This window comes from Neobacillus rhizophilus (genome assembly GCF_018343535.1).
Taxonomy (GTDB): Bacteria; Bacillota; Bacilli; order Bacillales; family Cytobacillaceae; genus Neobacillus; species Neobacillus rhizophilus.
Genome location: NZ_JAGYPF010000002.1, coordinates 233,392 through 257,830, shown reverse-complemented (window position 1 = coordinate 257,830; position 24,439 = coordinate 233,392). Strand labels below are relative to the sequence as shown.

Genomic DNA, 24,439 nt, shown 5'->3' with positions numbered 1-24,439 from the left:
CCGCTAACGAATCGGTATCCTTACTTTTTTGATATTTACTTTTCGGTGGTCTGAAATATTCAGCATTTTTTTCACATTTAGTCTTTATTAAACAGATATTTTAAGCATCATATCAATTTTTTTACACAACCTCACCCAGTCAAAATGATCAATGGCATCTTGCTGAGTACTATAACACACGGTTTTTAGCAGCTCTTGATTGTTACATGCTTCAATCATCCTTTGAGCTAATTCAGCACTATCACCAACCGCATGTAAAGAGCCGTATTCAACCTGGCGATTTTTTAATTTATCCTGATCGTCCAATGGATTTACTCTTAGTTCAAACTTTAAGGCTGCATCCCGGCATCCATCAATATCCGAGGTTATCAAATAACATCCATGCGCTTTCGCCTCAGAAAAAACATTTGCAGATGCTTCACTAATAGAAGGTAAGGAAAATATTTTTGCCTTTCGAAACCACTCAGAGAGGATCTTTTTATCCTGTATATAACCTAAGAAGGTAATTCTGTCATTCAGATCAGGATTTTCTTGTAAATATTTTTCAACATACGGCTTAAATGATTCCTCAATACTCCCTGCTAAAACAAGCCTCCAACTGTCAGGTATATGTGGTTTTGCTTGCTTGAATGCTTCTAGCAGTACATTAGTTGCCTTCTGAGGGGTTCCTAATCTGCCTGCAGTGAGAATGATATTCTCTTTCTCCTCAAATGCAAATATTTTGGTCAAATGATTCTCTTCACAGCCTAAGGGATAATAACCGTTTGGTATATAATGGACAGGCACTGGCCATTTTTTATTTATATATTCCACTATTGATTCACTTGTGATCAAATCGCAATTTTTAAGAAATTTTACAAACTGTGCAGCCATCTGTGTATTATTAATCCATGAAATATTTGCGTCCAGCTTCAGATAGACCTTGCCGGCTGGGTTCAGTTCTTTATATCTTTCAACAGCATCAAAATAAAAGGGATAAATCCCAAATACATATAAAACATCAATCTTTTTGGCGTTATTTTCGATATATTTCACCATATCTTTGCAGCAGTCAATTAAATTCGAACTATACACCGTTTGTAATATGTCGTCCGGGTGGTAATAAAAAGATGGCTCTATATAATCAAACTCGATATCCTCAGTGAAAAAGCTTAACGAAGGGTAAGAGATATGGGTATCACTTGGTTTATAGGTGGCATAGACTGCTTTATAGCCAAGATATTTTTGCATTATATATGGGATAATCCCAACATCCTTCGTTACATGCACATCCATAAAACCCGGCACTAGCATATAAAATGTTTTTCTATCATTCATAAATACACCCGCTTATTTATTTAGATCCTTTTCAAAATCATATAATGCTTGAAACCAACGGTTGAGCGGAGTCCTTGTTTCTTCTATATTGAATTTTGTCTTTGGATCATCTCTTTGTTTATAGTCAATCATTGTCTCTACATATTTATCCTTAACAGCTATAATAGCTTTCTTTAAGGCGGAATCACCGGTCGTGTAGGCTAAATCAGCGGCTGTCAATTCACATTTTGAGATTTCCATCCCTATATCCTGCTGCAGCAACTCAAGCGTATGACTCTCTGTTTGATTGAGAGTATTCAGGCTGTTTAAACCTCGCTCAATCGAATGCCCAACCTCTATCAGCTGATTTATGGTATCTCGTTCAAATCGATAACAATATTCCTTTAAAATATTCTCTTTAAGTTCCTTTGTAACGGTTATTCTCCATATTTGCGAATTTCTAATGGGTTTTTCATAATGATCATCAAATAATTCCTTCAAAGCAAAGATTACACCCGTGTGATAGCCCCCTTCTGTGATCTCATCATCAGTATATTTTTTATTTTGTAGGTGAGGAGGCAGCTGATGAAAATAACAATCACAATGATAGCCGATTAAAAGACCGCCAGTCTTGACTTTTTTTATAGACTGTACAATCTCTGAAAGGAGCGTTCCATATCTTTCTTCTTTAATAAAAATACAATCAAAATAATCATTTTGTAATGTCTTAATGATTTTCGAGGAATCACCAATTAAAGGTATAATCTGTTCCGAAACACTGCCGCTTTTCATCTCTCCGTTAAAGCGATCATACGTGTCTGAGATTTCAAGCAAGTTAACTGATTTCTGGTCACTCCCGCCCCATTTGTGGCAATAAAAAAGTATATTGTCATCGGAGAAAAGCTTAAGTGTTTTCGCTTGAAAATATGCCGTTAATCCAAATTTACCCAGCTCAAGCATTCTTATATTTTTTCCATTGGTTTTTAGCAAATAATCAAACATGGAGCAAACGATTGATAGTATATCAATCAGCATGACATTTTCGGCTTTTAGCTTGGATAATTGTTCGAAACTTGTGATGATATCTACTAAACCTTCCATATAATACTTGGTATACTTTTCTGTTAAATTGATCCCAAAATCCGCCAACACGTTTTTTTGACCGAACTCGTTTAAAACGAATTCATTTTTGTGGCCATCTATTCTAAATCCAATTTCAGACATTTTTGCAGCACCTCTTTTTCATTACATTTGATATTTTTCTCTAATGTTCCCCCTCTGCTGTAATCCCCTCTATCATTCTAGTGAACTTTCAGCCTCATATTGGTCTATCTGCTGGACACAGAGTTCCTTTAAATCTTTACCTTCCAAATAACCGGCAACCCATTGAATCGTTGCATCCAAGGCCTTATCCAAAGTCCACTTTGGAGTCCAATTAAGCTCATTTATTGCCTTGGAGCAGTCCAGTTTCAGCATATTTGCTTCATGCCAATGATCCTGTCTAATCACCTGATAGCCTGGGTGCTGATAAGGCCATCTGCCAAGCATTTGTTTGACAATCCACTCAACTGGCCTGGCATCGCTGTCTCTAGGGCCAAAATTCCAGGCTTGCGCATATTCCTTGCCATCCAAAAATAAATGCTGGCAAAGCAGCAGATAGCCCGACAATGGCTCTAGCACATGCTGCCAAGGACGAACGGCATCAGGATTCCTGATTTTGATCTGCTCTCCTTTCGTCAAAGCTCTGACCAAGTCAGGAATTAACCGATCTTCCGCCCAATCACCGCCTCCGATTACATTACCTGCCCGCGCCGTAGCCACCTGTGTTTCAGTGGATTCCAAAAATGATCGTCTATACGCCGAGGTAATCAATTCTGAGCACGCTTTACTGCTGGAATAAGGATCAAATCCTCCCAAAGGCTCACTCTCACGGTATCCCCAATGCCATTCCTGATTTTCGTAACATTTATCCGTTGTTACATTCAAGATGACACGTACCGAACTGCAGGTTCGTGCGGCCTCCATTATATTTACAGTCCCCATCACATTGGTTTTATACGTCTGGACAGGATCTTCAAACGATTTCCGAACCAAAGGCTGTGCCGCCATGTGAATGATGATCTCTGGTTGTGCCTTTTTCAGTGAAAGTCTCAACTTTTCCAAATCGGTTATATCACCGATCACCGACTCCACCAAGACATCCTTCACTTTCCCCTGCTCAAACAAAGATGGAGTCGTGGGAGCAGGCAAAGAGTACCCTGTCACCTTTGCCCCCATGCTATGAAGCCATAGGCTTAGCCAGCTGCCTTTAAATCCCGTATGACCTGTAAGAAACACATTCTTTCCTGCCCAGAAGCGCCGACTTATTTTGCCTGTTTTCATTCAATTCGCTCCTGACTTTAATAAAAAATTCCTTTCATACATCTATTGTTTAGGAGGCTGATAATCCATTTGGTACAGCAGCACATTGTTTAGAAATAATGACTTCAATTGTTCCATTTGTATTTCTTCGCTACTACCAAAAAGATGGGTCAAAACGTAGCTAACCTTCTCTCTCTCAGGACTAAAATGTGATAGAAAATTATTTATTGAAGATAATTCAAACCCATATTTCCTTGCCTGCATGCCAATCATGTCAGGAAAATAAATTTTGTGATTGAGTTTGGATGATTTGGAAGTAATCATTATTTCGTACAACGTGTCTATGTTTAGGGTATTGTTGACCATAAATATTAGTTTCCCGTTACGATCCATAACCGTGGAGAGCGATTTGAAAATGGTATCCAAATCATCAGAGTAAACATCCAGAGGTTTTTCAATGAAGGCAAGGTCAATCTTGCCGTTAAGCTCTTCTGGGAACCGATGTAAATTTTCGAGCACAAACACATTTGGTGAAATAGTATTTAAATCAACAACATATTTTGAATCTGTTGTGCAAACTGACAACTGGGGTTTAATGCCATATTTTGACCATAAACGGTTTTTTATTTGCAGCAAGGTGGCTCCGCATTTCACATCCAACCCTAGAATAGACTTAACACCCGCCAGTTTCCCAAAGTCTATCTGCGTGTAAGCCGGATTAATGTGTGCATTCGACCAAGAATCAAAACCGTATCTCTCTAAAAAGGTTTGTCTTCCTTCTTCCAAAGAATTTGTCTGGTGGTCACTGGCGGTGGTTATGCTGCCATAATGGTGTGTTGCTGTATCTGCACAATAAACGAGTTTGTAGCCGGCGCGTCTGATTCGAAAACTGAGGTCGTCGTCCAGAAATTCGCCACGGTAATAGCGGGTATCATAATAGCCAATTCGTTCCAAAAGAGCTGTCGGGCAACACAGAACATTGGGCAGCAGAACCACTCGTTCTTCCCATTTTGAAGGGTCACTTACATTGTATTCTCTGGCCTTTTCCTGAAAATCCTCTATGGATATGAAGGGGATGGATATTTGCTGATAATTGGAGATAGAGGTCGTACCTGGCGACACAAAACCAATTTCGGAATCGGCTTCAATACAAATAAGCAAATTTTTCAACCAGTTCGGTGTAAAAATGAAGTCGTTGCACACAGCAGCGCAGTATTTACCTTCCGCCGCCATCAAGCCCATGTTAAAGCCTTTCACAAGGTGCACATTGTACTTCAAATAAATCACTTTTGCTCCAGGAATCGATTCAAAATATTCCTTTGTTCCATCCGTGGAACCGTTATCCACCAAAATTAATTCGTAGTCCACATCATCCATGTTCGCTAAAATACTTTCCAAACAATCGCGGGTATATTTGAGATTATTGTATCCAAGCAGAATGACGCTGACCTTTATGCGGGCTTTGTCCCCTCGTGCGACAATTTCGCCATGATCAACGGTTCCTATTTCCGGATAAAGACGTGGGTAGTCATGCTTGTTAACGAAATTCTCTACGATATAAGCGATTTCGAACTCTAAAATCCGGAACAAAGAGCGAAAGTGATACTTAAAATCATATTGAATCCCCACTGAATTTTTGTTGATAACATGCTGCTTTAGCTGTTCCATGTAAAAAAGAATATTTGCATTGATTTCTTTTACACGGTGAGGAAGGGACACGCCGGCCGTTAGGTTTTGAATGGTTTCCAGACCTTCCGCCATGGTATCCAATATATTTAAATCCGACTCACTTAACTCACCACGATTAAGGCAGCTCTCCAGCTTACTAATGCCCTCATTGGCAGCCTGTAACATATCGAGCAGCTGTTTTGCTGTTGAATTATCCACGTATTTCCCCTCCTTTAAAAAATGATTCCATCCCTGCCCAAATCAAAGTTTTTCCACTTTCTGTCTTTCTCTGAAATAATAAGATCATCCTTAACAGGCCAGTCTATTCCAAATACTTCATCATCAAAGCGAACTCCAGACTCATGAGAAGGACTATAATACTCACTGACCATATAATGGATGGCCGCGTGATCCGTCAGTGTCAGGTACCCATGAGCAAAACCTTTTGGAACATATAAAGACAAGCGATTTTCCTGAGATAATGTTATTCCAAACCATTTCCCAAAAGTAGGGCTTTGACGGTTAAGGTCAATGATCACGTCGTAAATGGACCCCTGAAAGCAAGAGACAATCTTGTCCTCACAGTATGGCGGAAGCTGAAAATGCATCCCTCTAAGCGTGGCTTTACTATGGTTAAATGCCATATTAGATTGAACCACATCAAAGGAAATTCCATGATCAGCCAACGTTTTTTTGCAAAAGCTTCTGGCAAAAAAACCGCGGCTGTCCTGAATCGGCTCCATTTCAATCAATGCAGCCTGATGCAGGGGTATTGGCTTAACAAACATGCTTACTCTCCTTATCGCTTAAAAATTTCCCAAAAACCCTTAGTATCTTTTGGAAAGGGCATGATTAATAACTGCCCTCTTCAAATGTCAAAAGCGTTCCTGTGAATCCAAGTTGAGAAAGTTGATCTTGTATTTGTCGTTTATGTGAATTAGCAAATAGAATAATCATATCGAATTGACCAACATGCTCAGATGTCGGCTTTACAATGGGAATGCCTGCAATATTATGTCCATGCTTGTTTCGGTCGCTATCAAACATGCATGGAATACTGATTCTCCCCTCAAGCATAGCGAGAAAGCAGACTGATTCCGCTCCCGCTCCCCATGCTGCAACCCTGGCATTGACTGGAATTTTTGAAACAAGCTGATTAAGTGCTGCTTGCCTTCTTGTGCTGAAGGTATCGGCTGGTTTAGGAACGTTTTTTACATATAATTCTAGCAAGTTGGGATCTTCACTTTCCTGAGCACACACAACTGTCAAACCTGCCCGCTTCGCCATTGCCGTGAGACTAGTTACAGAAAAGTACTGGATATGATCCGTGCATAAATTATTATATAAGCGTTTTTCTACTATCCGTTGTCCATTGGGCACCTCGACTAGGAGAATGCCGTTTTCATTCAGCAGCCGGGCAGCTTGAGCAAACAAATCCCCAGGTTGTTCAAGGTGCTCAAGTACCTCGATGATACTTATGGCATCAAATCCAGATTCAAAGATTAATCCTTCATGGAAATAATCATTTATTACCGAAAAGCCTTGCTGCTGGGCGCTCAACGCGCTTGTTTTAGATGGTTCCACTCCGTAGAGTTCTTCAAAGTGTTTCTCCGCCAGCTTAAGATAATGTCCGACACCACAGCCAATATCCAAAAATCGCTTACGTGCTGGAGCAATCATCGCCAAACGCTCGACTTGCTGTTGGCGGACTCGCTTAAAGCTTGATCCCCAAAAAGAGCCCATGGAATAATCCTGGTAATACTCTTCACTTATAAAAGAAGGAATCTGAGTGTGTCCACATGTGGCACAATGATAAATTTCCAAATCTCGCAAATGAAGCAGATCTGAATTATATACATTCATCAACTGGTGTGGAGCTTTCTCATACTTTTCCTCAAAGGTACTTATTTGACCGCAAATACAGCAGTTCATTGTCCTTCACTCCTTTCCAGACCTGGTGAGAAGTACATTGATCATTTCCTTTACAAAAGTCTCCAGTTCGTCTCTTGGTGCTAGGTTTCGATCATCGTACATGCTGGTAAATTCAAAAGTACCCTGATGATCGGACCCTTCAGGACGAATGATTCGGACTGGCAAATTAAAAATCTCCAATGCCACCTTCTGCACTAGAAGGGCATATTGCCAAACGCTCATGGTTTCTTTCCCATACGCATGGAAAATACGCCCCTCCGGTCTTTGCTCCAATATCCAGAGCACTTTCTTGCATACATCCGAAACTCCGACAAAATTACGGAGCTGATTGCCTGGAGTCAAAAGTGTTATCGTTTGGTTCTCTACTGCTTCCCTGCAAAATAAAAATGGAATCAGGTTCCACCGTTTGAATGTTTCACAGCTTACTGGGACGCCAAAAAGATTAGATGGCCTAACAATCCATCCATTCACTTTATTAGAGCTGTCAAACATCTGAACAGTCAGTTCCGCAGTACCATGCGCTAATCCATAATCATTTCGCGGAGTAATAGGTGTATTTTCTGTCAATCTTCCTTCCTGTGAACCAAAAACATGAAAACTAGAAAAATAGATAAAATCCTTGACATGGTTATTCGTGCAAAAATCAAGCGCGGCATGCACTCCCGTCGCATTTTCCGACAGAGCACGATAAGGATCTGTTTTATATATGGCTTCATTCGGAGATACCGTGTGGATCATCGCATCGATTCCAGTGCTTTTCAGGGATGCCACCTCATATGGTGAGGTGAAGTCCATTTTAAGATCTCCGTTCATCGTTCTTGTGGCGGTCAACACCTTAAATTTAAGATTTCTTAATACCCGGGCCAAGTGAAGAGCTATATAACCGTCCGCACCGCTGATCAAGACTGTTTTTTGCCTCATGTTTCTACTCCATCAAGCGGAATCGGAACATTAAAAAAGGTCTGCGCCCAAGGTTTTCTGCTCTGTTCTACCACATGCTGCCCAGTTTCCGTATGGCGAAAATAAAGTGATCCGCTGTTCAGGCTTTTATTTCTCAGCACAGCGTTATTTCCTATTGTTACATGATCTCCGACCTTGCAATCCCCAATAATGGTGGACTGTGGGGCCAATGCCACTCCTTTGCCAAGAACAGGATACACTCCGTTGATGGCACCGACTGTACATCCTTGATAGCATACAAAAAAATCACTGTAGGACGCCTTTCCCAATACGATACCGCCGCCATGCACAATAAGGAATATATCGGGCATCTGGGCATCGAACATACAGACTACACCGTTTAGAGTCTTGTTCAGGTAAAATATTTTGGAAGCAAGTTCCGTGTCACTAAATTCTTTCCATGCAGAATTAGACAAGTACCATAAAAACAGCGTGTATTGATCGGAATGCAAATGGGAGAAAAAAGTGGTTCCGTTGTCATGGAATGATTTTAACGAGACATGCCGAAAACAGTACTCGGTACGTTCCAATGCCTGGTGTATAGACTGAGTGAACCGTTTTTCCTTCGGAGACAATCGGTTGTCGGGAAAAAAATGTTTCAACTGATGAAACACATATGCCTGCAAATCATCAATGGATAATGACATTTTCAACATGATCAACTCCATTCAATGACTTATTCCTGGCTGCCAAAAATCTAAACCTGACCATCATTCCATACCTTCCATGGAGCCTTTTTGTTTTTCCACATTTCTTCAAGAAGGATCTTTTCACGAAGAGTGTCCATTGGCTGCCAAAAACTATGATGTTTATAGACGTTTAGTTCGCCTTCCCGTGCCAGATCTTGCAGAGGCCCCTGCTCAAAAATAGTTGTATCTTTGTCCTGAATATAGTTGAAAACTTCAGGCTGACAAACCATGAAACCGCCATTAATCCAACCGCCATCACCTTTAACCTTTTCCGTAAACCCAATTACCTGGTCACCATCCAACTCCAATCGGCCAAACCTTCCATCTGGCTGAACAGCTGAAATAGTGGCAAGTTTCCTGCTCTTTTTATGGCAGAGAACCAGCTGATTGATGTCGATATCGGCCAAACCATCACCGTACGTAAGCATAAAAGGTTTTTTCCCTACATAAGGCTCAATCCTCTTAATGCGGCTTCCGGTCATGGTGTTAAGGCCGGTATCTACTAACGTAACTTTCCACGGCTCTACCTTATTTTTATGAATTTCCAGTGTGTTCCCAGAGGTAAAGTCATATGTGATAGCTTCGGACATATGTCGAAAGTAATTTGCAAAATATTCTTTTATGACATAACCTTTGTATCCTAAACAAATCACAAATTCATGATATCCGTAATGTGAATAGATCTTCATGATGTGCCACAATATTGGTGCCTCACCGATCTCTACCATTGGTTTGGGCTTTAGATCCGATTCTTCACTGATCCGAGTCCCCCTGCCGCCTGCCAAAATAACTACTTTCATATATGATCCCTTTCTAAATGAACTAGACAATAATTTTAACTTCAAATTAACTTATGATTCATAGAGCCATTTTGCCTCGCTTGCTTGAAAAATTGGGTCCTGACGGCAGTTTTCAAGGTCATTCATCCACCCAAAAGAATAAATTCAGATTTGCACTCTGTTTGTCATCAGAAATAGGTTAGTAGGTTTAATCCTTATTGCTTTCAGGCACAAAAAAAAGGAAGAGGTTCCTGGAACCACTTCCTTTTTGTCAGCCGGTCAGACGGCAGAAGGTGTATTTTTTTTAACTAAAGAAATCCTGAACAATATCCAGGTTATTATGCATAAAGTCGAGCGCAATGTTTGGCATGATACCGAACAAAACCGAACCAACCACTGCCACAATCAACACAACTACGATTCCGAACGGCAGGTTGAACTTGCTGCCTTCACCCTCTCCTTCAGAAGCGGCCGGAGCCGGACGGAAGAAGATTTGTGTCATGACGCCGAAATAATAGAAATACGATACCACCGTCGTGGCAATCATCACCGAAGCCAACACATAATGTGGCTGGCCGGCAAAGGCTCCCACAAAAATGTTTAACTTACCGATGAAGCCCGCTGTTCCCGGGAAGCCAGCCAAGGAAATCAACAAAATTCCCATTGTCACGGCCAACCACGGTGAGCGGCGGTACAAGCCGGCAAAGTCCGCAATCTTCGTAGAACCTGTTTTTTCCGACACCACCTGGATGACTGCGAATGCGCCCATGTTCATGAACAAGTACGCCAGCAAATAGAACCAGATGGAATAAAACATATTCGATGTTAAAGTTGTTACGGCTACTAATAAATAACCAGCGTGCGCGATACTTGAGTACGCGAACATCCGTTTAATATCAGACTGCCGTAGTGCCACGACGTTACCGATAATCATCGTAGCGGCTGCGATCACAGCAAGGTAATTTTGCATATCCAGCAAGATTGGAATAGAACCAGGCCCGTTCGTTGCTGCAGATCCGAATACCGTTAACAAAATCCGCACGACAATCACAAAACCGGCTGTCTTTGAAACAACGCTTAAGAACGCTGTAACAGGAGTCGGCGCACCTTGGTACACATCCGGTGCCCACATGTGAAACGGAGCGGCTGCCAACTTAAATCCTAAACCAACCAAAATCATCAAGAACGATAAGCCAAGCAGGTATGCTTGCTGCCCGTCCATTAGCATCGACAGCTGGCCTGCGATTTCTAGCAAGTTAGTCGAACCAGTCAGTCCGTACACATAGCTCATCCCGAATAAAGCAATTGCGGACGAAATACCGCCATTGATGACGTATTTCATCGCAGACTCGTTGGAGTTTAACCTATCCTTCTGGATGCCCGCCAAAATATAAGATGGTATCGATAACAGCTCAAGGCCGATGTAAAGGGTGATTAAATCGCCACTTGAGGTCATCACCATGGCACCTAATAATGCTGATAATAATAGGTAATAAAACTCGCCCGTATATCTTTCCAAGCCATCGGTGGCTTTGTAGCTAGTAGCCAAGAACAATACCAGCGCCCCGCCGCCTAAAATCAGCAGCTTAAACGCGATCGCAAAGCTGTCGAGGCGGAACGTGTCATGCAGAATCGACTCGACGTGACCGCCGGCCATGCCGAAGACCGACACCATCGCCGCAAGGATGGCCGCAATGCCAATCCAGCCGAGGATTTTTCGGTCCATATGTTTTGGCATAAACAGATCCATTATCACCAAGATTGCAATCACAGCAAGGATGATGAATTCCGGTGTCATGATGCTCCAGTTTAACGATTGAAATTGATCAAAACTCAATCCTAATCACCCTCCTAACCCAAGCATGATAGTCTCAAGTGTGGCTTGAAGCGGTGAGCTTAGAACACTTGGGTAAACACCAATTAACACAATTAACGCTGTCAAAACCACAACCGGCACGAATTCCACGCCCTTCAAATCAACGAAGCCAATGAACTCGCGGTGCGCCTTACCAAACGTCATGCCTAAGACGGCACGAAGCAGGTACGCTGCGGTCATTATGATGCCGATCGTTCCGACTGCGGCAAGCCATGGCAGTTCTTTGAACAGTCCAAGGAAAGCCATGAATTCGCTGACGAATCCCGACATGCCCGGCAAACCAAGCGATGCCATCGCGCCCGCCAACAAGAAGCCGGCTGCAATCGGCATGCCCTTTGCTATACCGCCGAGGTTTTCGATAAGCGACGTGTCGGTCCGCTCGTATAAAACTCCCACTAAGAAGAACAATAAAGCTGAAATCAAACCGTGCGATACCACTTGAAAAATCGCACCTTGGATGCCGGCTTCATTCATCGCCGCAAGTCCGATTAGCACGATACCCATGTGGGAAATCGATGAGTAAGCCAAGACCATTTTAAAGTCAGATTGAATGAACGCCAGGAACGCACCGTAAAGCAGGTTGATCACGCCCAGAATGGCAATCAAAGTTGCAAGCGTTTCGAATTGTGCTGGAAAAATTCCCATCCCGAAACGGATTAAACCGTACGCACCGATTTTTAATAGAATCCCAGAGTGAATCATAACCACGGATGGCGGTGCCTGCACGTGAACTTTCAACATCCAGCTGTGCAGTGGGAAAATCGGCAATTTCACGCCAAACGCAATTAATAAGGAAATCAATAAACCTAGTTTCAAGTCGCCAGACAATGGCGCACTTGGGTCGGCCATGATTTTTGTTAACAGGTCGATGTTGGTCGTGCCTGTTTTTGCAAAAAGAATCATGATGACGATTAACAGAACCGCTGAACCTAATCCGTTATAGATTAAGAAGCTGTAAGCTGCTTTTTCTTTTTCAAAATAACCCCATTTTCCAATAAGGAAGAAAGTTGGAATAAGCGTAATTTCGAAAAAGATGAAGAACAGGATTAAGTTTTCCGCTGTGAATACGCCGAGCATGCCGACTTCTAAAAGAAGGAACAGCATGAAGTAGCCTTTCCATTCTTTTTTCACATACCTTGCTGCAATGGCCGCAAGTGTTGCAACAACGGCAGTTAACACGACGAGCAGCAGTTGGAAGCCGCTTAAGCCAAGCTCATAATAGACTGAAAAAATTGGCGCATCGCCGCTCATGCCGCGGAATTGAATCCATTCATGTCCAATTGTGAAGTCCGATAATTTTTTTCCGGCAAGATAATGAGCGTACGCTGCAAGCGCTAAGGCCAATGCCGGCAGAGTTGCCAGGAAGCCGACGAACTTGATCGCTTTTTCCTGCGTTTTTGGCATAAAAGCTAGAACGACAATACCTAGTAAAGGGGAGAATACTAGTGTTGTCAGAACCCAAGATAAATTCATTTCAAGTACCCCCCTGTTAATGCAAAGATGACTGCGAGTACCGCGAGTCCGATAAAGGCCACTGCTCCGTAGGTTTGCACCTGACCATTCTGCATTTTCGAGCCTGTTATGCCAAGCCCTTGTACGAACCCGGCCACACCCTTGACGATGCCTTCTACTAAGAACACGTCAATGAAGCGCAGGAAGTAGCTGAACCCTTTGACAAAATTAACGACGATTAATTGATAGAATTCATCCACATAATATTTGTTAAGCAAAATGGTATGCAGTGTGCCGCCTGCGCCGCTGAGCCAGTCGCGTGCGACAGAGCGCTTTCCGTAGATTAACCATGCCAAGTAGATTCCTAATAAGGAAACGACCGTAGCGGCAATCATGATCCAGGCTGGACCTTCGATATGGCCGTGGCCAAGTGCCTCGTTGCCGTCAACAAGCCAATCGCCAAGGAACGAACCGAACCATGGTGTGTTCACATAACCGCCGATGATAGCCAGAACGCCAAGGACAAGCATTGGCAGGGTCATCAAGGATGGTGATTCGTGAACATGTTTTTGTTCGCCGCGCGCTTCGCCGGTAAACACCAGGAAGAACAGGCGGAACATATAGAATGCGGTAAAGAACGCCGCGATTAACGCTAATAGGAATAGCACTGGATGGCCGCCTTCCCATGCTGCGACTAAAATTTCATCTTTACTGAAGAAACCGGATAGTCCCGGTACCCCGCTGATGGCGAGTGTTCCGATTAAGAATAACGGACCAGTAAATTTTAATTTTTTCCAAAGGCCTCCCATTTCCTCGATGTTCTGAGTGTGAACCGCATGGATCACGGAACCGGCTGCCAAGAATAGCAATGCTTTGAAAAATGCATGTGTCATCAGGTGGAACACACCAGCCACATAGCCGGCGGAACCAAGTGCGAGCATCATGTAGCCAAGCTGTGAAACAGTCGAATACGCGAGAACGCGTTTAATATCCGTCTGCACAAGGCCGATGCTGGCTGCGAAAATCGCGGTGAATGCACCGATTGTCGCTACAGTCAACAGCGCTGTTTGGCTCGCTTGGAAAAGCGGGAAAAGCGCAGCAACCAAGTAAACCCCGGCGGCAACCATTGTGGCGGCGTGGATTAAGGCCGAAACTGGTGTCGGACCTTCCATCGCGTCTGGAAGCCATGTATGAAGCGGGAACTGACCGGATTTACCAACCGCCCCGATAAAAATTAAGATCGCTGTTAAGGTAATCATCGTTTGTGAGACAGCGCCAGCCTCAACCGCTCTGAAAATTTCGCTGTACTCAAAGCTTTTCGTTTGCCAGAAAATCAGAATCATCCCGATAAAGAGACCAACGTCCCCGATCCGGGTCATGATGAAGGCTTTCTTTGCCGCTGCCTTCGCTTCTTCTTTGTAAAAATAAAAACCGATTAATAGGAACGAACCGACACCGACTAGTTCCCAGAAAATATAAGTTTGGAGCAGGTTCGGCGAAATGACGAGACCGAGCATCGCAAACGTAAATAATCCTAAGTATGCATAGAACACTGGAAAGCGCTCGTCCCCATGCATGTACCCTTTGGAGTAGGTATGTACAAGAAAGCTGACAAGCGATACGATAAACAGCATTAATGCATTTAATTGATTCACTTCAAAGCCCGCTGTTAGATGCAGATCTCCTATCGTGAGCCAGTCAAACTTGGTGATGTAGGTTGGCTCTGTAAAGCGTTCGAATAACACGAGAATTGAGAAAACAAGCGATGCTAACGTAAGCAGAATCCCCACATACGCACTCGCCTCCCTCAGCCGCTTACCGATGAGAAGAAGGATCAAAAACGATAATAGCGGGAAAAGCGGTATAAGCCATGCATTTTCCATCATTATCATCCTTTGTCTGGGTGGTTGAATGCCCCACCCGGAATTAGTCGAAATTGGCGTCGTGTCTACCGTGGGCGGACAAATGTCCACACGCGGTGCCTGACACCCTTAGTGTGCTGTGCACTATTGTTACAGTGGCAACGCCCGCCTGACCGGGCCCATCTGCCACTTTTTAGTGTTTCATTTGGTCCATTTCGTCAATATTAACAGTTTTCTTGTTACGGTAAAGCGACATTAGGATAGCCAGACCTACGGCTGCTTCGGCAGCAGCGACGGCCATTGCGAACAACGCGAAAACCTGTCCGGTGATGGACGGTGCCATCCCGTATTTGCTGAACGTGACGAGATTGATGTTCACAGCATTCAGCATCAACTCAATGGAAATCAACACGATTACGGTATTTCTTTTTGTAAGCGCACCGTATAAGCCGATGCAAAATAAAATGAGTGCTAGTGCCAGGAACGCTGAAGCGGGGACTGAACTCATTTGCTATCCCCCTCCTTATCCTCTCGTTTTGCTAAAATAATCGCTCCGATCAGAGATGCTAATAGTAAAACAGATACAAATTCAAACGGAATAATATATTTGCTGTATAATGCTTTACCAACTTCCAGCGTGTTGTTTTCATGCAGGTTTGAAGGAACCTGATCGATTGGGAAATTGTAAATGCCGACGTAAACGGCAAACGCAAAACCCACAACACCTAGGAATAATAAGATCCTTCTCCACTTGCTGCCATTAGAGGCACTTTCACCCTCATCATCGTACGGCTTCGTTAACATGATCCCGAACAGCATGATGATCGTAATCGCACCGGAGTAAATCAACACCTGCACCGCTGCCACGAATTCGGCATTGAGCAGAATGTAGATTCCGGCAATGGCCACGAATGTGAAGATTAAGGCCACGACCATGTGTACGACTTTGTTCAGATTCAGTAAAAGCACGCCGCCGATGATCGCCACAAGCGCCAGGGCCATAAATGCGAAAAACTCGCCTGTTAATGTCATGCTTTATTCACCTGCCGTACGTTGTCGTCGTTCTCATCCAAATATTCAAGGTTCTTAAATAACATGTCCCGGCTGTATTCCGCCAGCTCAAAGTTATTGGTCATAACGATGGCCTCTGTCGGGCAGACCTCGGTACAAAGATCGCAAAGGATACAAATTTCAAAGTTAATATCGTATGTGTCGATGATTTTCCCTTTTTTCGTCGGGTCCGGATGCTTCTTACCCGTTAATTGAATGCAATCCGTCGGGCAAATGTTCGCACACTGATTACACACGATACATTTTTCCGGATAAAACTTCTGAATCCCGCGGAAGCGGTCCGGAAGCGGCAGCGGCTCATTCGGATAATCATAAGTAACCTTCTCACGAGACAACTGCTTCAGGGTATACTTCAAGCCTTTAGCTAATCCAAGCACGTTTTTCACCCCTTTTAAAAATTTTCACTTCTATTAATTTGTGGTGCCCAAAAGCGGTGCCTGACACCCATTTCTTTTTTTAAAAAAACAACGATTTGATAATGGCAGTCAGCATGATGTTTGCGAGCGCCACTGGCATTAAGATTTTCCAGGCGAACTCCATAAGTTTGTCGGCGCGCATCCGTGGAAATGTACTTCGGAACCACAGATAAAGGAACAAGATCACGCAGAACTTTAACGAGAACCACACCGCTCCCGGGATAAAGTCAAGGAATCCGAATGGGGCCATCCAGCCGCCAAAGAATAATATCGTAATTAAGGCAGTCATTGCGAATAAATACACATATTCTGCCAGCATGAAGAAGGCCCAGCGGAAACCGGTGTACTCGGTATGATAACCGGCAACAAGCTCGGACTCTGATTCCGGAAGGTCAAACGGTGTCCGGGACAGTTCCGCAGTCGAAGCGATTAAAAATACGATAAACCCGATTGGCTGCAGTAAAATAAACCAGCCGTGCTTTTGGGCATGCACGATATCATTTAAGTTCAAGCTACCCGATAATAAAATAACGCCAAGAACGGACATAACAAGCGGAATTTCATATGAAATCATCTGCGCTGTTGCCCGCGCTCCCCCGAGCAAGGAGTATTTGTTGTTGGAAGCCCAGCCTCCAAGCAGAATTCCGAAAACCGTCAATCCGGATACAGCTACATAGTAGAGCAGTCCGACGCCAAGGTCAGCGAACTGAAAACGGTCAGTAAACGGAATGGTTGCCAGCACCATGAATGATGGTGCAAACGCGATAACCGGCGCCAAAATAAACATTGGACGGTCAGCCATTTTCGGGATGATATCTTCTTTTAATAAAAGCTTTAAAACGTCGGCAACGGTTTGCAATAGTCCAAAGCGTCCGCCGAGCTGGTTCGGACCGTGGCGAAGCTGGATGTAACCCATGACCTTCCGTTCCGCTAAGATTGAGTACGTAACGAATCCTAATACGACTAATAGTAAGACAAGTCCAAAGATAAAGAAGAAGATAAAGTTAAACCAACCTGGACTTGACTGGAGCATCTCTTGTATCATCAGCCGTCCACCTCTCCAAGGACAATATCAATCGCGCCTAAAATGGCAATCATGTTTGCAATGTTTTCTCCCTTTAATAGCTTCGGAAGAATTTGCAAGTTATAGAAAGATGGTCTTCTAAACTTTAAGCGGTACGGTTCTTTTTTCCCGTCGCTGTAAATATAGCAGCCAATTTCCCCGCGCGGCGATTCAATTCTGACAAAAGCTTCCCCTTTTGGCGCCTTGATGATTTTTGGCACCTTCGCCAAAATCTCGCCTTCCTCTGGGAACTGCTCAGCAGCCTGCTCTAAAATTTTCAACGATTCTTCGATTTCCGCCATGCGGCATTGGTAACGCGCCCAGGCATCACCGCTTTCCTGAACCGGAACATCAAAGTCGAAGCGATTGTAGATGGAATACGGCTCGTCTTTGCGCAGGTCCCATTTCACGCCGGTACAGCGCAGGTTAACACCGCTCAAGCTGTATTGCAGCGCGTCTTCTTTTGTATACTGGCCAATCCCTTTTACCCGGTTTAGGAAAATCTCGTTCCCTGTTACTAGGCTGTGGTAGCCGGCAAGCTGTTCGCGCATATACGGAATAAATTCTTTTACTTTTTGAATCCAGCCCTCTGGCGCATCCCACTTGACGCCGCCGACACGCATGTAGTTGAATGTCAAACGTCCGCCTGAAAGCTCGTTTAGCATATTAATGATCATTTCCCGCTCGCGGAAGGCGTAGATAAACGGTGATGTTGCCCCAAGGTCAAGCAGGTATGTACCCCACCAAACCAGGTGGCTCGCCACACGGCCCAATTCCATCGCAATCACGCGCAGGAAATCCGCCCGTTCTGGAATCTCGATGCCCATCATCGTTTCTACTGCGTGACAGATAACGTAGTTGTTGGTCATCGCCGACAGGTAGTCCATCCGGTCGGTGTACGGAATAATTTGTGTATATTGCAGGTTCTCAGCCAATTTTTCAGTCCCGCGGTGCAGGTAACCGATGACAGGCTGTGCTTCGGTAATGATTTCCCCGTCGAGTTTAACGACAAGCCGGAATACGCCGTGCGTACTTGGATGCTGAGGACCTACGTTAAGCATCATTTCTTCTGTTTTGATCACTGGTTACACCTCCACATCATACGGCTCATAGTCTTTTCTCAGTGGATAGCCAACCCATTCTTCGCCAAGCATAATCCGGTGCAGGTTTGGATGCCCGGTAAACTTGATGCCAAGTAAGTCGTATGCTTCACACTCAGGCCAGTCAGCGCCCGCCCAAACTGGCTGCAAGGATTCGATGATCGGCTCATTCCGGTCAATCTTCACCTTGAAGGCGACGGATTGGCGGTTTTTGTATGAGTATAAGTGAACATAAATTTCCATATGTGTTTCAAAGTCAGTTCCGTGTAGCTCTGATAAATAGTCGAAACCTAACAGCTCATTATATTTTAAAAATTGTGCAAGCTTAAAGTAGGCTTCCCGCTTCACCACAAGGGTTGGAACATCCTTCGATAGTTTATTAATATAAAAATCTTCTAAAACTTCGGAACCCATGTTTTCTTCGATTACTTTAACGTACTTATCAAGGTACGGCTGGTTCGGAGATGGCTTCGCCTCGGCTGCTCCTGCCCCGGCTGCACCGCCTTTTGCTGCGGCCGCTTTGGCCTTCGCTGCTGCTACAGCGGCTGCTTTCGCTTTCGCTGCGGCAATGGCTTTTGCTTTTTCATCATCGCCTGCTGGTACATCTTCCGCTCCGCCTTCACGTTTTGCTTTGGCTGCTGCCGCTGCTTTGGCCTTCGCTGCTGCGGCGGCCTTGGCTTTTGCCGCTGCTGCGGCTTTCGCTTTGGCGTCGTCTCCGCCTGCTTCTGCGGCAGGTTCTGCGGCTTGGTCTGCACCGCCCGCTAGCTCCATTGCTTTCCGTTTCGCTGCTGCGGCCGCTTTTGCTTTAGCTACAGCTGCGGCTTTTTTCTTCGCTAGGTCATCGGCGTCGCCGCCTGCTCCTGCGTCTGCTGCTTCCGGTGCTTCTGGTGTAGCAGCAGGTTCTGAGGCCTGGTCTGCACCACCCGCTAGCTCCATCGCTTTCCGTTTCGCTGCTGCGGCTGCTTTTGCTTTCGCTACAGCTGCGGCTTTTTTCTTCGCTAGGTCATCGGCGTCGCCCGCTCCTGCTTCCGGTACTCCAGGTGCTGGTGCTGCGGCCTCTGCTGCTGGCTCTTCATCCGCGATGCCTTCACGTTTATTCTTCGCTAACGCTGCTGCTTTCGCCTTCGCAGCGGCTGCGGCCTTTTTCTTCGCTAAATCATCAGCGTCGCCTGCTCCTGAACCAGCTGCAGGTGTCGCTTCAACCGGTGTTTCCTCTTGCTTTGGCGCAGCTGATTCAGCCGGCTTCTGTCCGGCTTCCCGGGCAGCTCGTTTCGCTGCCGCCTCGGCCTTTGCCTTTGCCACGGCCTCTCGCTTTAATTGTTCGAGATCCTTTTCCCCGCTCATTTATCAGGTCACCTTCTTCCCAGTCTTCGCTTCGTAACGAATTTTTTCCTTCAATTTATTGATTCCATAAATTAAGGCAGCTGGGTTTGGCGGGCAACCTGGGATATACACGTCAACCGGCACAATCTGGTCAACACCCTTGACAACGGAATACGATTTTATGTATGGTCCGCCTGCGGTTGCGCATGACCCCATCGCGATCACCCATTTAGGTTCCGGCATCTGGTCATATAAACGGCGCAAAATCGGTGCCATTTTTTTCGTAACTGTTCCAGAAACGATCATACAGTCAGACTGACGCGGTGACGGACGGAAAAACGATCCGAACCGGTCCAAGTCGTAGTGAGCCGCACCCACGCCCATCATTTCTATCGCACAACAAGCCAGACCAAATGTCACCGGGTACAGCGAACTGCTTCGCGCCCAGGCCTTCACTTGCTCCAGCGAAGTCATAAACACATTCTGTTTTAACTCCTGCATCTCCAAATCGGTAACGCCATCTAGTTTTAGATCCATCGTAGCACCTTCTTTTTCCAAGCATACACTAGGCCTAATAATAGCAAGAATACGAAAATTAACATTTCGATCAATGCGAAAACGCCTAGCTTATCATAGGCAACCGCCCATGGATATAAAAATACCGTTTCCACATCAAAAATAACAAACATTAGGGCAAAAATATAATAGCGGACATTGAACTGTACACGGGAATCGTGAAATGGCTCAACACCGCTCTCATATGTGGTCAACTTTGCTTCGCTAGGTTTGTGCGGACGCAAAAGCTTACCTAAATATAATGCCACCACCGGCAGCAACACCCCGAGACATAGGAACACGAAAACTATCAGATAATTATTCTGATATACATTCAAAAGTTCCATGCCTATCCCCTCCAATGTTGTAAATTTTCATTAATTAGATTGTAACCGAATTCATTATAGCATTGTTACAAACCCATGTCGACAAGCCAATCCTTTAATTTGGAAATCTATTCACAAACTCAATTTCCAAAATTAGGATACCTAAAAATAGCTCTTTAAAAAAGTATTCTATTGAGTAATTTTCTGGGTACTTGGTCCTCTTTATCACCCACAATGCCTCTCGATTCGACAACTACCCCTATTTAAAACCAAAATCCCGCCCATGTCAGTGAGGTTTGTCATTTTTAACCCAAACCTTTTTGAAAAATTGCTTTTTGATTGGTATTTCACATAAAAATTCGTCCTGGCTCCGCAGTTTGTACTTCCCGCTCAATACATTCATATTCCTAAAATCAAAATTCATTCATTTTAGCTTGGAAAGCAGACTTTTATAGCGGGAAATTTCCAGTTAATTTAAAATACTTTCCGCTTTTGAGTACTTACTTTCACTTTTTAGATATTTACTTTCCTGATTGGGCCATTTACTTTCCATTTATATCAGTTTACTTTCCAATTCAATCAATTTACTTTCCTCTTCACAAAACTCACCATATTCTTTTGATGCATAAGAACCGTCCCCATGCCTCAATCCGTAACCCCCAACAAAAATAAAAACCCCTCCGACCGGCATCTAAGGCCGGCCAAAGGGGTTGGATTCATTGTATTTACATATAAGTACGAGAACCGTATTTTACAACCGGTATTATAAATTATCGATTTCCCGCCACATTTATACGGTTAACCGCGCGGCGCAATGCTGATTCAGCACGTTTGAAGTCGACATGCTCCTGCTGCGCCTGCTGGAGACGCTGTTCGGCACGTTCCTTAGCACGCTGCGCACGTTCTATATCGATATCTGACGCCTTTTCTGCAGCCTGGGCAAGAACAGTTACCTGTTCAGGACGGACTTCTAAAAAGCCGCCACTGACAGCGATTTGTTCTTGTTTGCCGCCAGCCAATTTCAAACGGACAGCACCGATTTCCAGTGGTGCCACCAATGGAATGTGACCTGGCAAAATGCCTAGCTCGCCGCTTTTTGCTTTTGTACTCACCATTTCCACATCTGATTCATAAACCGGACCATCGGGAGTTACAACACTGACTTTAATCGTCTTCATATTTTACCCCTCCCTGAAAGGTTAGACCTCTACGCCCATGCGTTTTGCGGCCTCAACCACTTCTTCAATGCGGCCAACAAGACGGAATGCATCTTCTGGAAGATGGTCATATTTACCTTCAAGGATTTCTTTGAATCCTTTAACTGTTTCTTTAACAGGTACATATGAACCTGGCTGACCAGTGAACTGTTCAGCAACGTGGAAGTTTTGTGATAAGAAGAACTGGATACGACGCGCACGGGCAACGACTAACTTATCATCATCAGAAAGTTCGTCCATACCTAGAATCGCGATGATATCCTGTAATTCACGATATTTTTGCAATGTTTGCTGTACTTGACGAGCAACATTGTAATGCTCTTCTCCAACAATATCAGGTGATAATGCACGAGAAGTAGAAGCAAGAGGATCCACCGCAGGGTAGATACCCATTTCAGAAAGCTTACGCTCAAGGTTTGTTGTTGCATCTAAGTGAGCGAAAGTTGTCGCCGGAGCCGGGTCAGTATAGTCATCGGCTGGTACGTAAATCGCTTGGATTGATGTAACAGAACCTTTATTAGTTGAAGTAATACGTTCTTGCAATTTACCCATTTCAGTAGCAAGTGTCGGCTGGTAACCAACGGCAGATGGCATACGGCCAAGTAACGCAGAAACCTCAGAACCTGCTTGTGTGAAACGGAAGATGTTATCGATGAACAATAACACGTCTTGTCCTTGCTCATCACGGAAATATTCAGCCATTGTCAAACCAGTCAAGGCAACACGCATACGTGCTCCTGGCGGCTCGTTCATTTGTCCGAATACCATCGCTGTTTGCTTGATAACGCCGGAATCTGTCATTTCGTGGTAAAGGTCGTTTCCTTCACGAGTACGCTCACCTACACCTGCGAATACAGAAATACCGCTGTGCTCTTGCGCGATGTTATTGATTAATTCCTGGATTAATACGGTTTTACCTACACCGGCACCACCGAATAGACCGATCTTACCACCCTTAATATATGGCGCAAGAAGGTCAACTACCTTGATACCAGTTTCAAGAATTTCAACCTCTGTTGAAAGATTTTCATATGTTGGTGCTTCGCGGTGAATGGAATCACGGCGTGCACTTGCTGGGATTTCATCTTTTAAGTCGATTGCTTCACCTAGTACGTTAAATACGCGGCCAAGTGTTGGCTCCCCAACTGGTACGGAAATTGGCTTACCAGTATCTTCTACTTCTAAACCGCGGGTTACACCATCAGTAGATGCCATCGCGATTGTACGAACAGTATCATCACCTAAATGAAGGGCTACTTCAAGGGTTAGGTTAATATCTACTTCAGATGCATTTTGCGCTTTTCTTACGACTTTAAGCGCATTATAGATCTCAGGAAGATGACCATTTTCGAACTTAACGTCAACAACCGGACCCATAACCTGAAGAACATGTCCTTTGCTCATCATTTTTCCCTCCTAACTTACTCTTTGCAAAAAACTATCAAATTGGTGTCAGGCACCAAACTTATTGTTGTCTAGCTGCAGCGCCTAGGGGCTCGGGGTCATAAGCCAATCCGTCAAGAAGGCTAAAGAGCAGCCTTCTCGCCGGCTCGACTTATGCCTGTCGCCCCTGTGCAAGGCGCTTCCGCTTTTCTTTTTATTCTAACGCTGCGGCACCGCCGACGATTTCCGTGATTTCCTGCGTGATCGCCGCTTGGCGGGCACGGTTGAAGCTTAATGTCAGGCCGCGGATCAGTTCGTGCGCATTGTCGGTTGCGTTACGCATTGCGGTCATCCGGGCAGCGTGTTCACTTGCTTTACTGTCTAACAGTGCACCATAAATCAAGCTTTCCGCGTATTGTGGAAGAAGGACTTCTAAAATCTCTTCTGCACTTGGCTCAAACTCATAGGAAGTGAGCTTGTGAGAAGTTGAAATATCCGTTAATGGAAGCAATTTCTTCTCATTTACTTCCTGCGAAATTGCACTGATATAGTGGCTGTAATAAACATATAATTCATCGAATGTTCCATCAGAGAACATGCCGACAGTTGTGCTTGCAATGTCTTTAATATCTTGGAAGCTCGGCTGGTCGTTAACCCCGATAATGTCAAGGACAACGTTGTAACCCCGCTTCACAAAAAAGTCACGCCCCACTCGGCCAATCGCAATAATCGCAAACTCGTCATTGGATGTATGACGGCTTTTGATTGTTTGATGGACACGGCGGATTACGTTACTGTTAAACGCACCAGCAAGACCGCGGTCGGATGTGATCACGATGTAGCCTGTCTTTTTTACAGGACGATGGGTCAGCATCGGATGACTCACGCCGCCTGCACCAAGGGCAATCGATGCAGTAACTTCCTGAATTTTTTCCATATAAGGCACGAATGATTTTGCGTTCATAACACCGCGATTCCACTTCGCAGCAGAAGTCATTTCCATTGCCTTTGTAATTTGACTTGTCTTTTTCGTCGAATTAATCCGCGTTTTTATATCGCGTAATGAAGCCATTAGGTTCTCACCACCCTCATTCAAAGAATGTCAGGCGA

The 24,439-nt window shown here is 44.5% G+C and carries 23 protein-coding genes; all 23 read right to left on the bottom strand.

The genetic code is table 11. From position 1 onward, the window contains the following. Nucleotides 1-87: 87 nt before the first annotated feature. Nucleotides 88-1,317 carry a glycosyltransferase family 4 protein gene (locus KHA99_RS09195; protein WP_213117159.1) on the bottom strand — a complete coding sequence of 410 codons (1,230 nt, stop codon included), beginning with the start codon at nt 1,315-1,317 and terminating at the stop codon, nt 88-90. A gap of 12 nt (nt 1,318-1,329) precedes the next feature. Then, nucleotides 1,330-2,520, bottom strand: a complete 1,191-nt coding sequence (locus KHA99_RS09190; RefSeq protein ID WP_213117158.1) for a hypothetical protein — start codon at nt 2,518-2,520, stop codon at nt 1,330-1,332. A gap of 72 nt (nt 2,521-2,592) precedes the next feature. Next, nucleotides 2,593-3,678 (bottom strand): CDP-glucose 4,6-dehydratase, encoded by a 1,086-nt coding sequence (gene rfbG / locus KHA99_RS09185; RefSeq protein WP_213117157.1) that lies wholly within the window; start codon nt 3,676-3,678, stop codon nt 2,593-2,595. Nucleotides 3,679-3,720: 42 nt separating this feature from the next. Then, entirely contained in the window at nt 3,721-5,544 is a 1,824-nt protein-coding gene (locus KHA99_RS09180; protein ID WP_213117156.1) for a glycosyltransferase family 2 protein, read from the bottom strand. Between the two features lie 14 nt (nt 5,545-5,558). Further along, nucleotides 5,559-6,113 (bottom strand): dTDP-4-dehydrorhamnose 3,5-epimerase, encoded by a 555-nt coding sequence (gene rfbC, locus KHA99_RS09175; RefSeq protein WP_213117155.1) that lies wholly within the window; start codon nt 6,111-6,113, stop codon nt 5,559-5,561. A gap of 64 nt (nt 6,114-6,177) precedes the next feature. Next, on the bottom strand, nt 6,178-7,257 hold the full coding sequence (locus KHA99_RS09170) for a class I SAM-dependent methyltransferase (RefSeq protein WP_213117154.1): 1,080 nt from the start codon (nt 7,255-7,257) through the stop codon (nt 6,178-6,180). Between the two features lie 6 nt (nt 7,258-7,263). Then, a complete protein-coding gene (locus tag KHA99_RS09165; RefSeq protein ID WP_213117153.1) occupies nt 7,264-8,178 on the bottom strand; it encodes an NAD-dependent epimerase/dehydratase family protein in 915 nt (304 codons plus the stop codon). After that, nucleotides 8,175-8,873, bottom strand: a complete 699-nt coding sequence (locus tag KHA99_RS09160; protein WP_213117152.1) for an LbetaH domain-containing protein — start codon at nt 8,871-8,873, stop codon at nt 8,175-8,177. Before KHA99_RS09160 ends, KHA99_RS09165 begins: the two co-directional genes overlap by 4 nt. Nucleotides 8,874-8,914: 41 nt before the next feature. Continuing rightward, the gene (gene rfbF, locus KHA99_RS09155) at nt 8,915-9,706 is read right to left on the bottom strand and encodes a glucose-1-phosphate cytidylyltransferase (RefSeq protein ID WP_213117151.1); all 792 of its coding nucleotides are present in this window, start codon (nt 9,704-9,706) and stop codon (nt 8,915-8,917) included. Nucleotides 9,707-9,989: 283 nt separating this feature from the next. Next, the gene (gene nuoN, locus KHA99_RS09150) at nt 9,990-11,522 is read right to left on the bottom strand and encodes an NADH-quinone oxidoreductase subunit NuoN (RefSeq protein ID WP_261363785.1); all 1,533 of its coding nucleotides are present in this window, start codon (nt 11,520-11,522) and stop codon (nt 9,990-9,992) included. Between the two features lie 6 nt (nt 11,523-11,528). Continuing rightward, nucleotides 11,529-13,034, bottom strand: coding sequence for an NADH-quinone oxidoreductase subunit M (locus tag KHA99_RS09145; RefSeq protein ID WP_213117150.1), 1,506 nt, complete (start codon nt 13,032-13,034; stop codon nt 11,529-11,531). Continuing rightward, nucleotides 13,031-14,899 carry an NADH-quinone oxidoreductase subunit L gene (nuoL, locus tag KHA99_RS09140; protein ID WP_213117149.1) on the bottom strand — a complete coding sequence of 623 codons (1,869 nt, stop codon included), beginning with the start codon at nt 14,897-14,899 and terminating at the stop codon, nt 13,031-13,033. Before nuoL ends, KHA99_RS09145 begins: the two co-directional genes overlap by 4 nt. Nucleotides 14,900-15,068: 169 nt before the next feature. Then, nucleotides 15,069-15,383 carry an NADH-quinone oxidoreductase subunit NuoK gene (gene nuoK / locus KHA99_RS09135; RefSeq protein ID WP_213117148.1) on the bottom strand — a complete coding sequence of 105 codons (315 nt, stop codon included), beginning with the start codon at nt 15,381-15,383 and terminating at the stop codon, nt 15,069-15,071. Further along, entirely contained in the window at nt 15,380-15,907 is a 528-nt protein-coding gene (locus tag KHA99_RS09130; protein ID WP_213117147.1) for an NADH-quinone oxidoreductase subunit J, read from the bottom strand. The genes nuoK and KHA99_RS09130 overlap by 4 nt, the downstream gene beginning before the upstream one ends. Further along, a complete protein-coding gene (gene nuoI / locus KHA99_RS09125) occupies nt 15,904-16,323 on the bottom strand; it encodes an NADH-quinone oxidoreductase subunit NuoI (RefSeq protein ID WP_213117146.1) in 420 nt (139 codons plus the stop codon). The genes KHA99_RS09130 and nuoI overlap by 4 nt, the downstream gene beginning before the upstream one ends. 79 nt (nt 16,324-16,402) lie before the next feature. Then, nucleotides 16,403-17,407 carry an NADH-quinone oxidoreductase subunit NuoH gene (nuoH, locus tag KHA99_RS09120; protein ID WP_213117145.1) on the bottom strand — a complete coding sequence of 335 codons (1,005 nt, stop codon included), beginning with the start codon at nt 17,405-17,407 and terminating at the stop codon, nt 16,403-16,405. Continuing rightward, nucleotides 17,407-18,507 carry an NADH-quinone oxidoreductase subunit D gene (locus KHA99_RS09115; protein ID WP_213117144.1) on the bottom strand — a complete coding sequence of 367 codons (1,101 nt, stop codon included), beginning with the start codon at nt 18,505-18,507 and terminating at the stop codon, nt 17,407-17,409. The genes nuoH and KHA99_RS09115 overlap by 1 nt, the downstream gene beginning before the upstream one ends. Nucleotides 18,508-18,510: 3 nt before the next feature. Next, nucleotides 18,511-19,869 (bottom strand): NADH-quinone oxidoreductase subunit C, encoded by a 1,359-nt coding sequence (locus tag KHA99_RS09110; protein WP_213117143.1) that lies wholly within the window; start codon nt 19,867-19,869, stop codon nt 18,511-18,513. A 3-nt stretch (nt 19,870-19,872) separates the two neighbouring features. After that, nucleotides 19,873-20,385: a NuoB/complex I 20 kDa subunit family protein gene (locus tag KHA99_RS09105; protein WP_213117142.1), complete on the bottom strand. Its 513-nt coding sequence runs from the start codon at nt 20,383-20,385 to the stop codon at nt 19,873-19,875. Next, a complete protein-coding gene (locus KHA99_RS09100; protein ID WP_213117141.1) occupies nt 20,376-20,750 on the bottom strand; it encodes an NADH-quinone oxidoreductase subunit A in 375 nt (124 codons plus the stop codon). Before KHA99_RS09100 ends, KHA99_RS09105 begins: the two co-directional genes overlap by 10 nt. Nucleotides 20,751-21,499: 749 nt before the next feature. After that, nucleotides 21,500-21,907, bottom strand: a complete 408-nt coding sequence (locus KHA99_RS09095; RefSeq protein ID WP_213117140.1) for a F0F1 ATP synthase subunit epsilon — start codon at nt 21,905-21,907, stop codon at nt 21,500-21,502. Between the two features lie 21 nt (nt 21,908-21,928). Continuing rightward, nucleotides 21,929-23,350, bottom strand: a complete 1,422-nt coding sequence (gene atpD, locus KHA99_RS09090; protein ID WP_213117139.1) for a F0F1 ATP synthase subunit beta — start codon at nt 23,348-23,350, stop codon at nt 21,929-21,931. A gap of 193 nt (nt 23,351-23,543) precedes the next feature. After that, the gene (atpG, locus tag KHA99_RS09085) at nt 23,544-24,401 is read right to left on the bottom strand and encodes an ATP synthase F1 subunit gamma (protein ID WP_213117138.1); all 858 of its coding nucleotides are present in this window, start codon (nt 24,399-24,401) and stop codon (nt 23,544-23,546) included. Nucleotides 24,402-24,439: the final 38 nt, after the last annotated feature.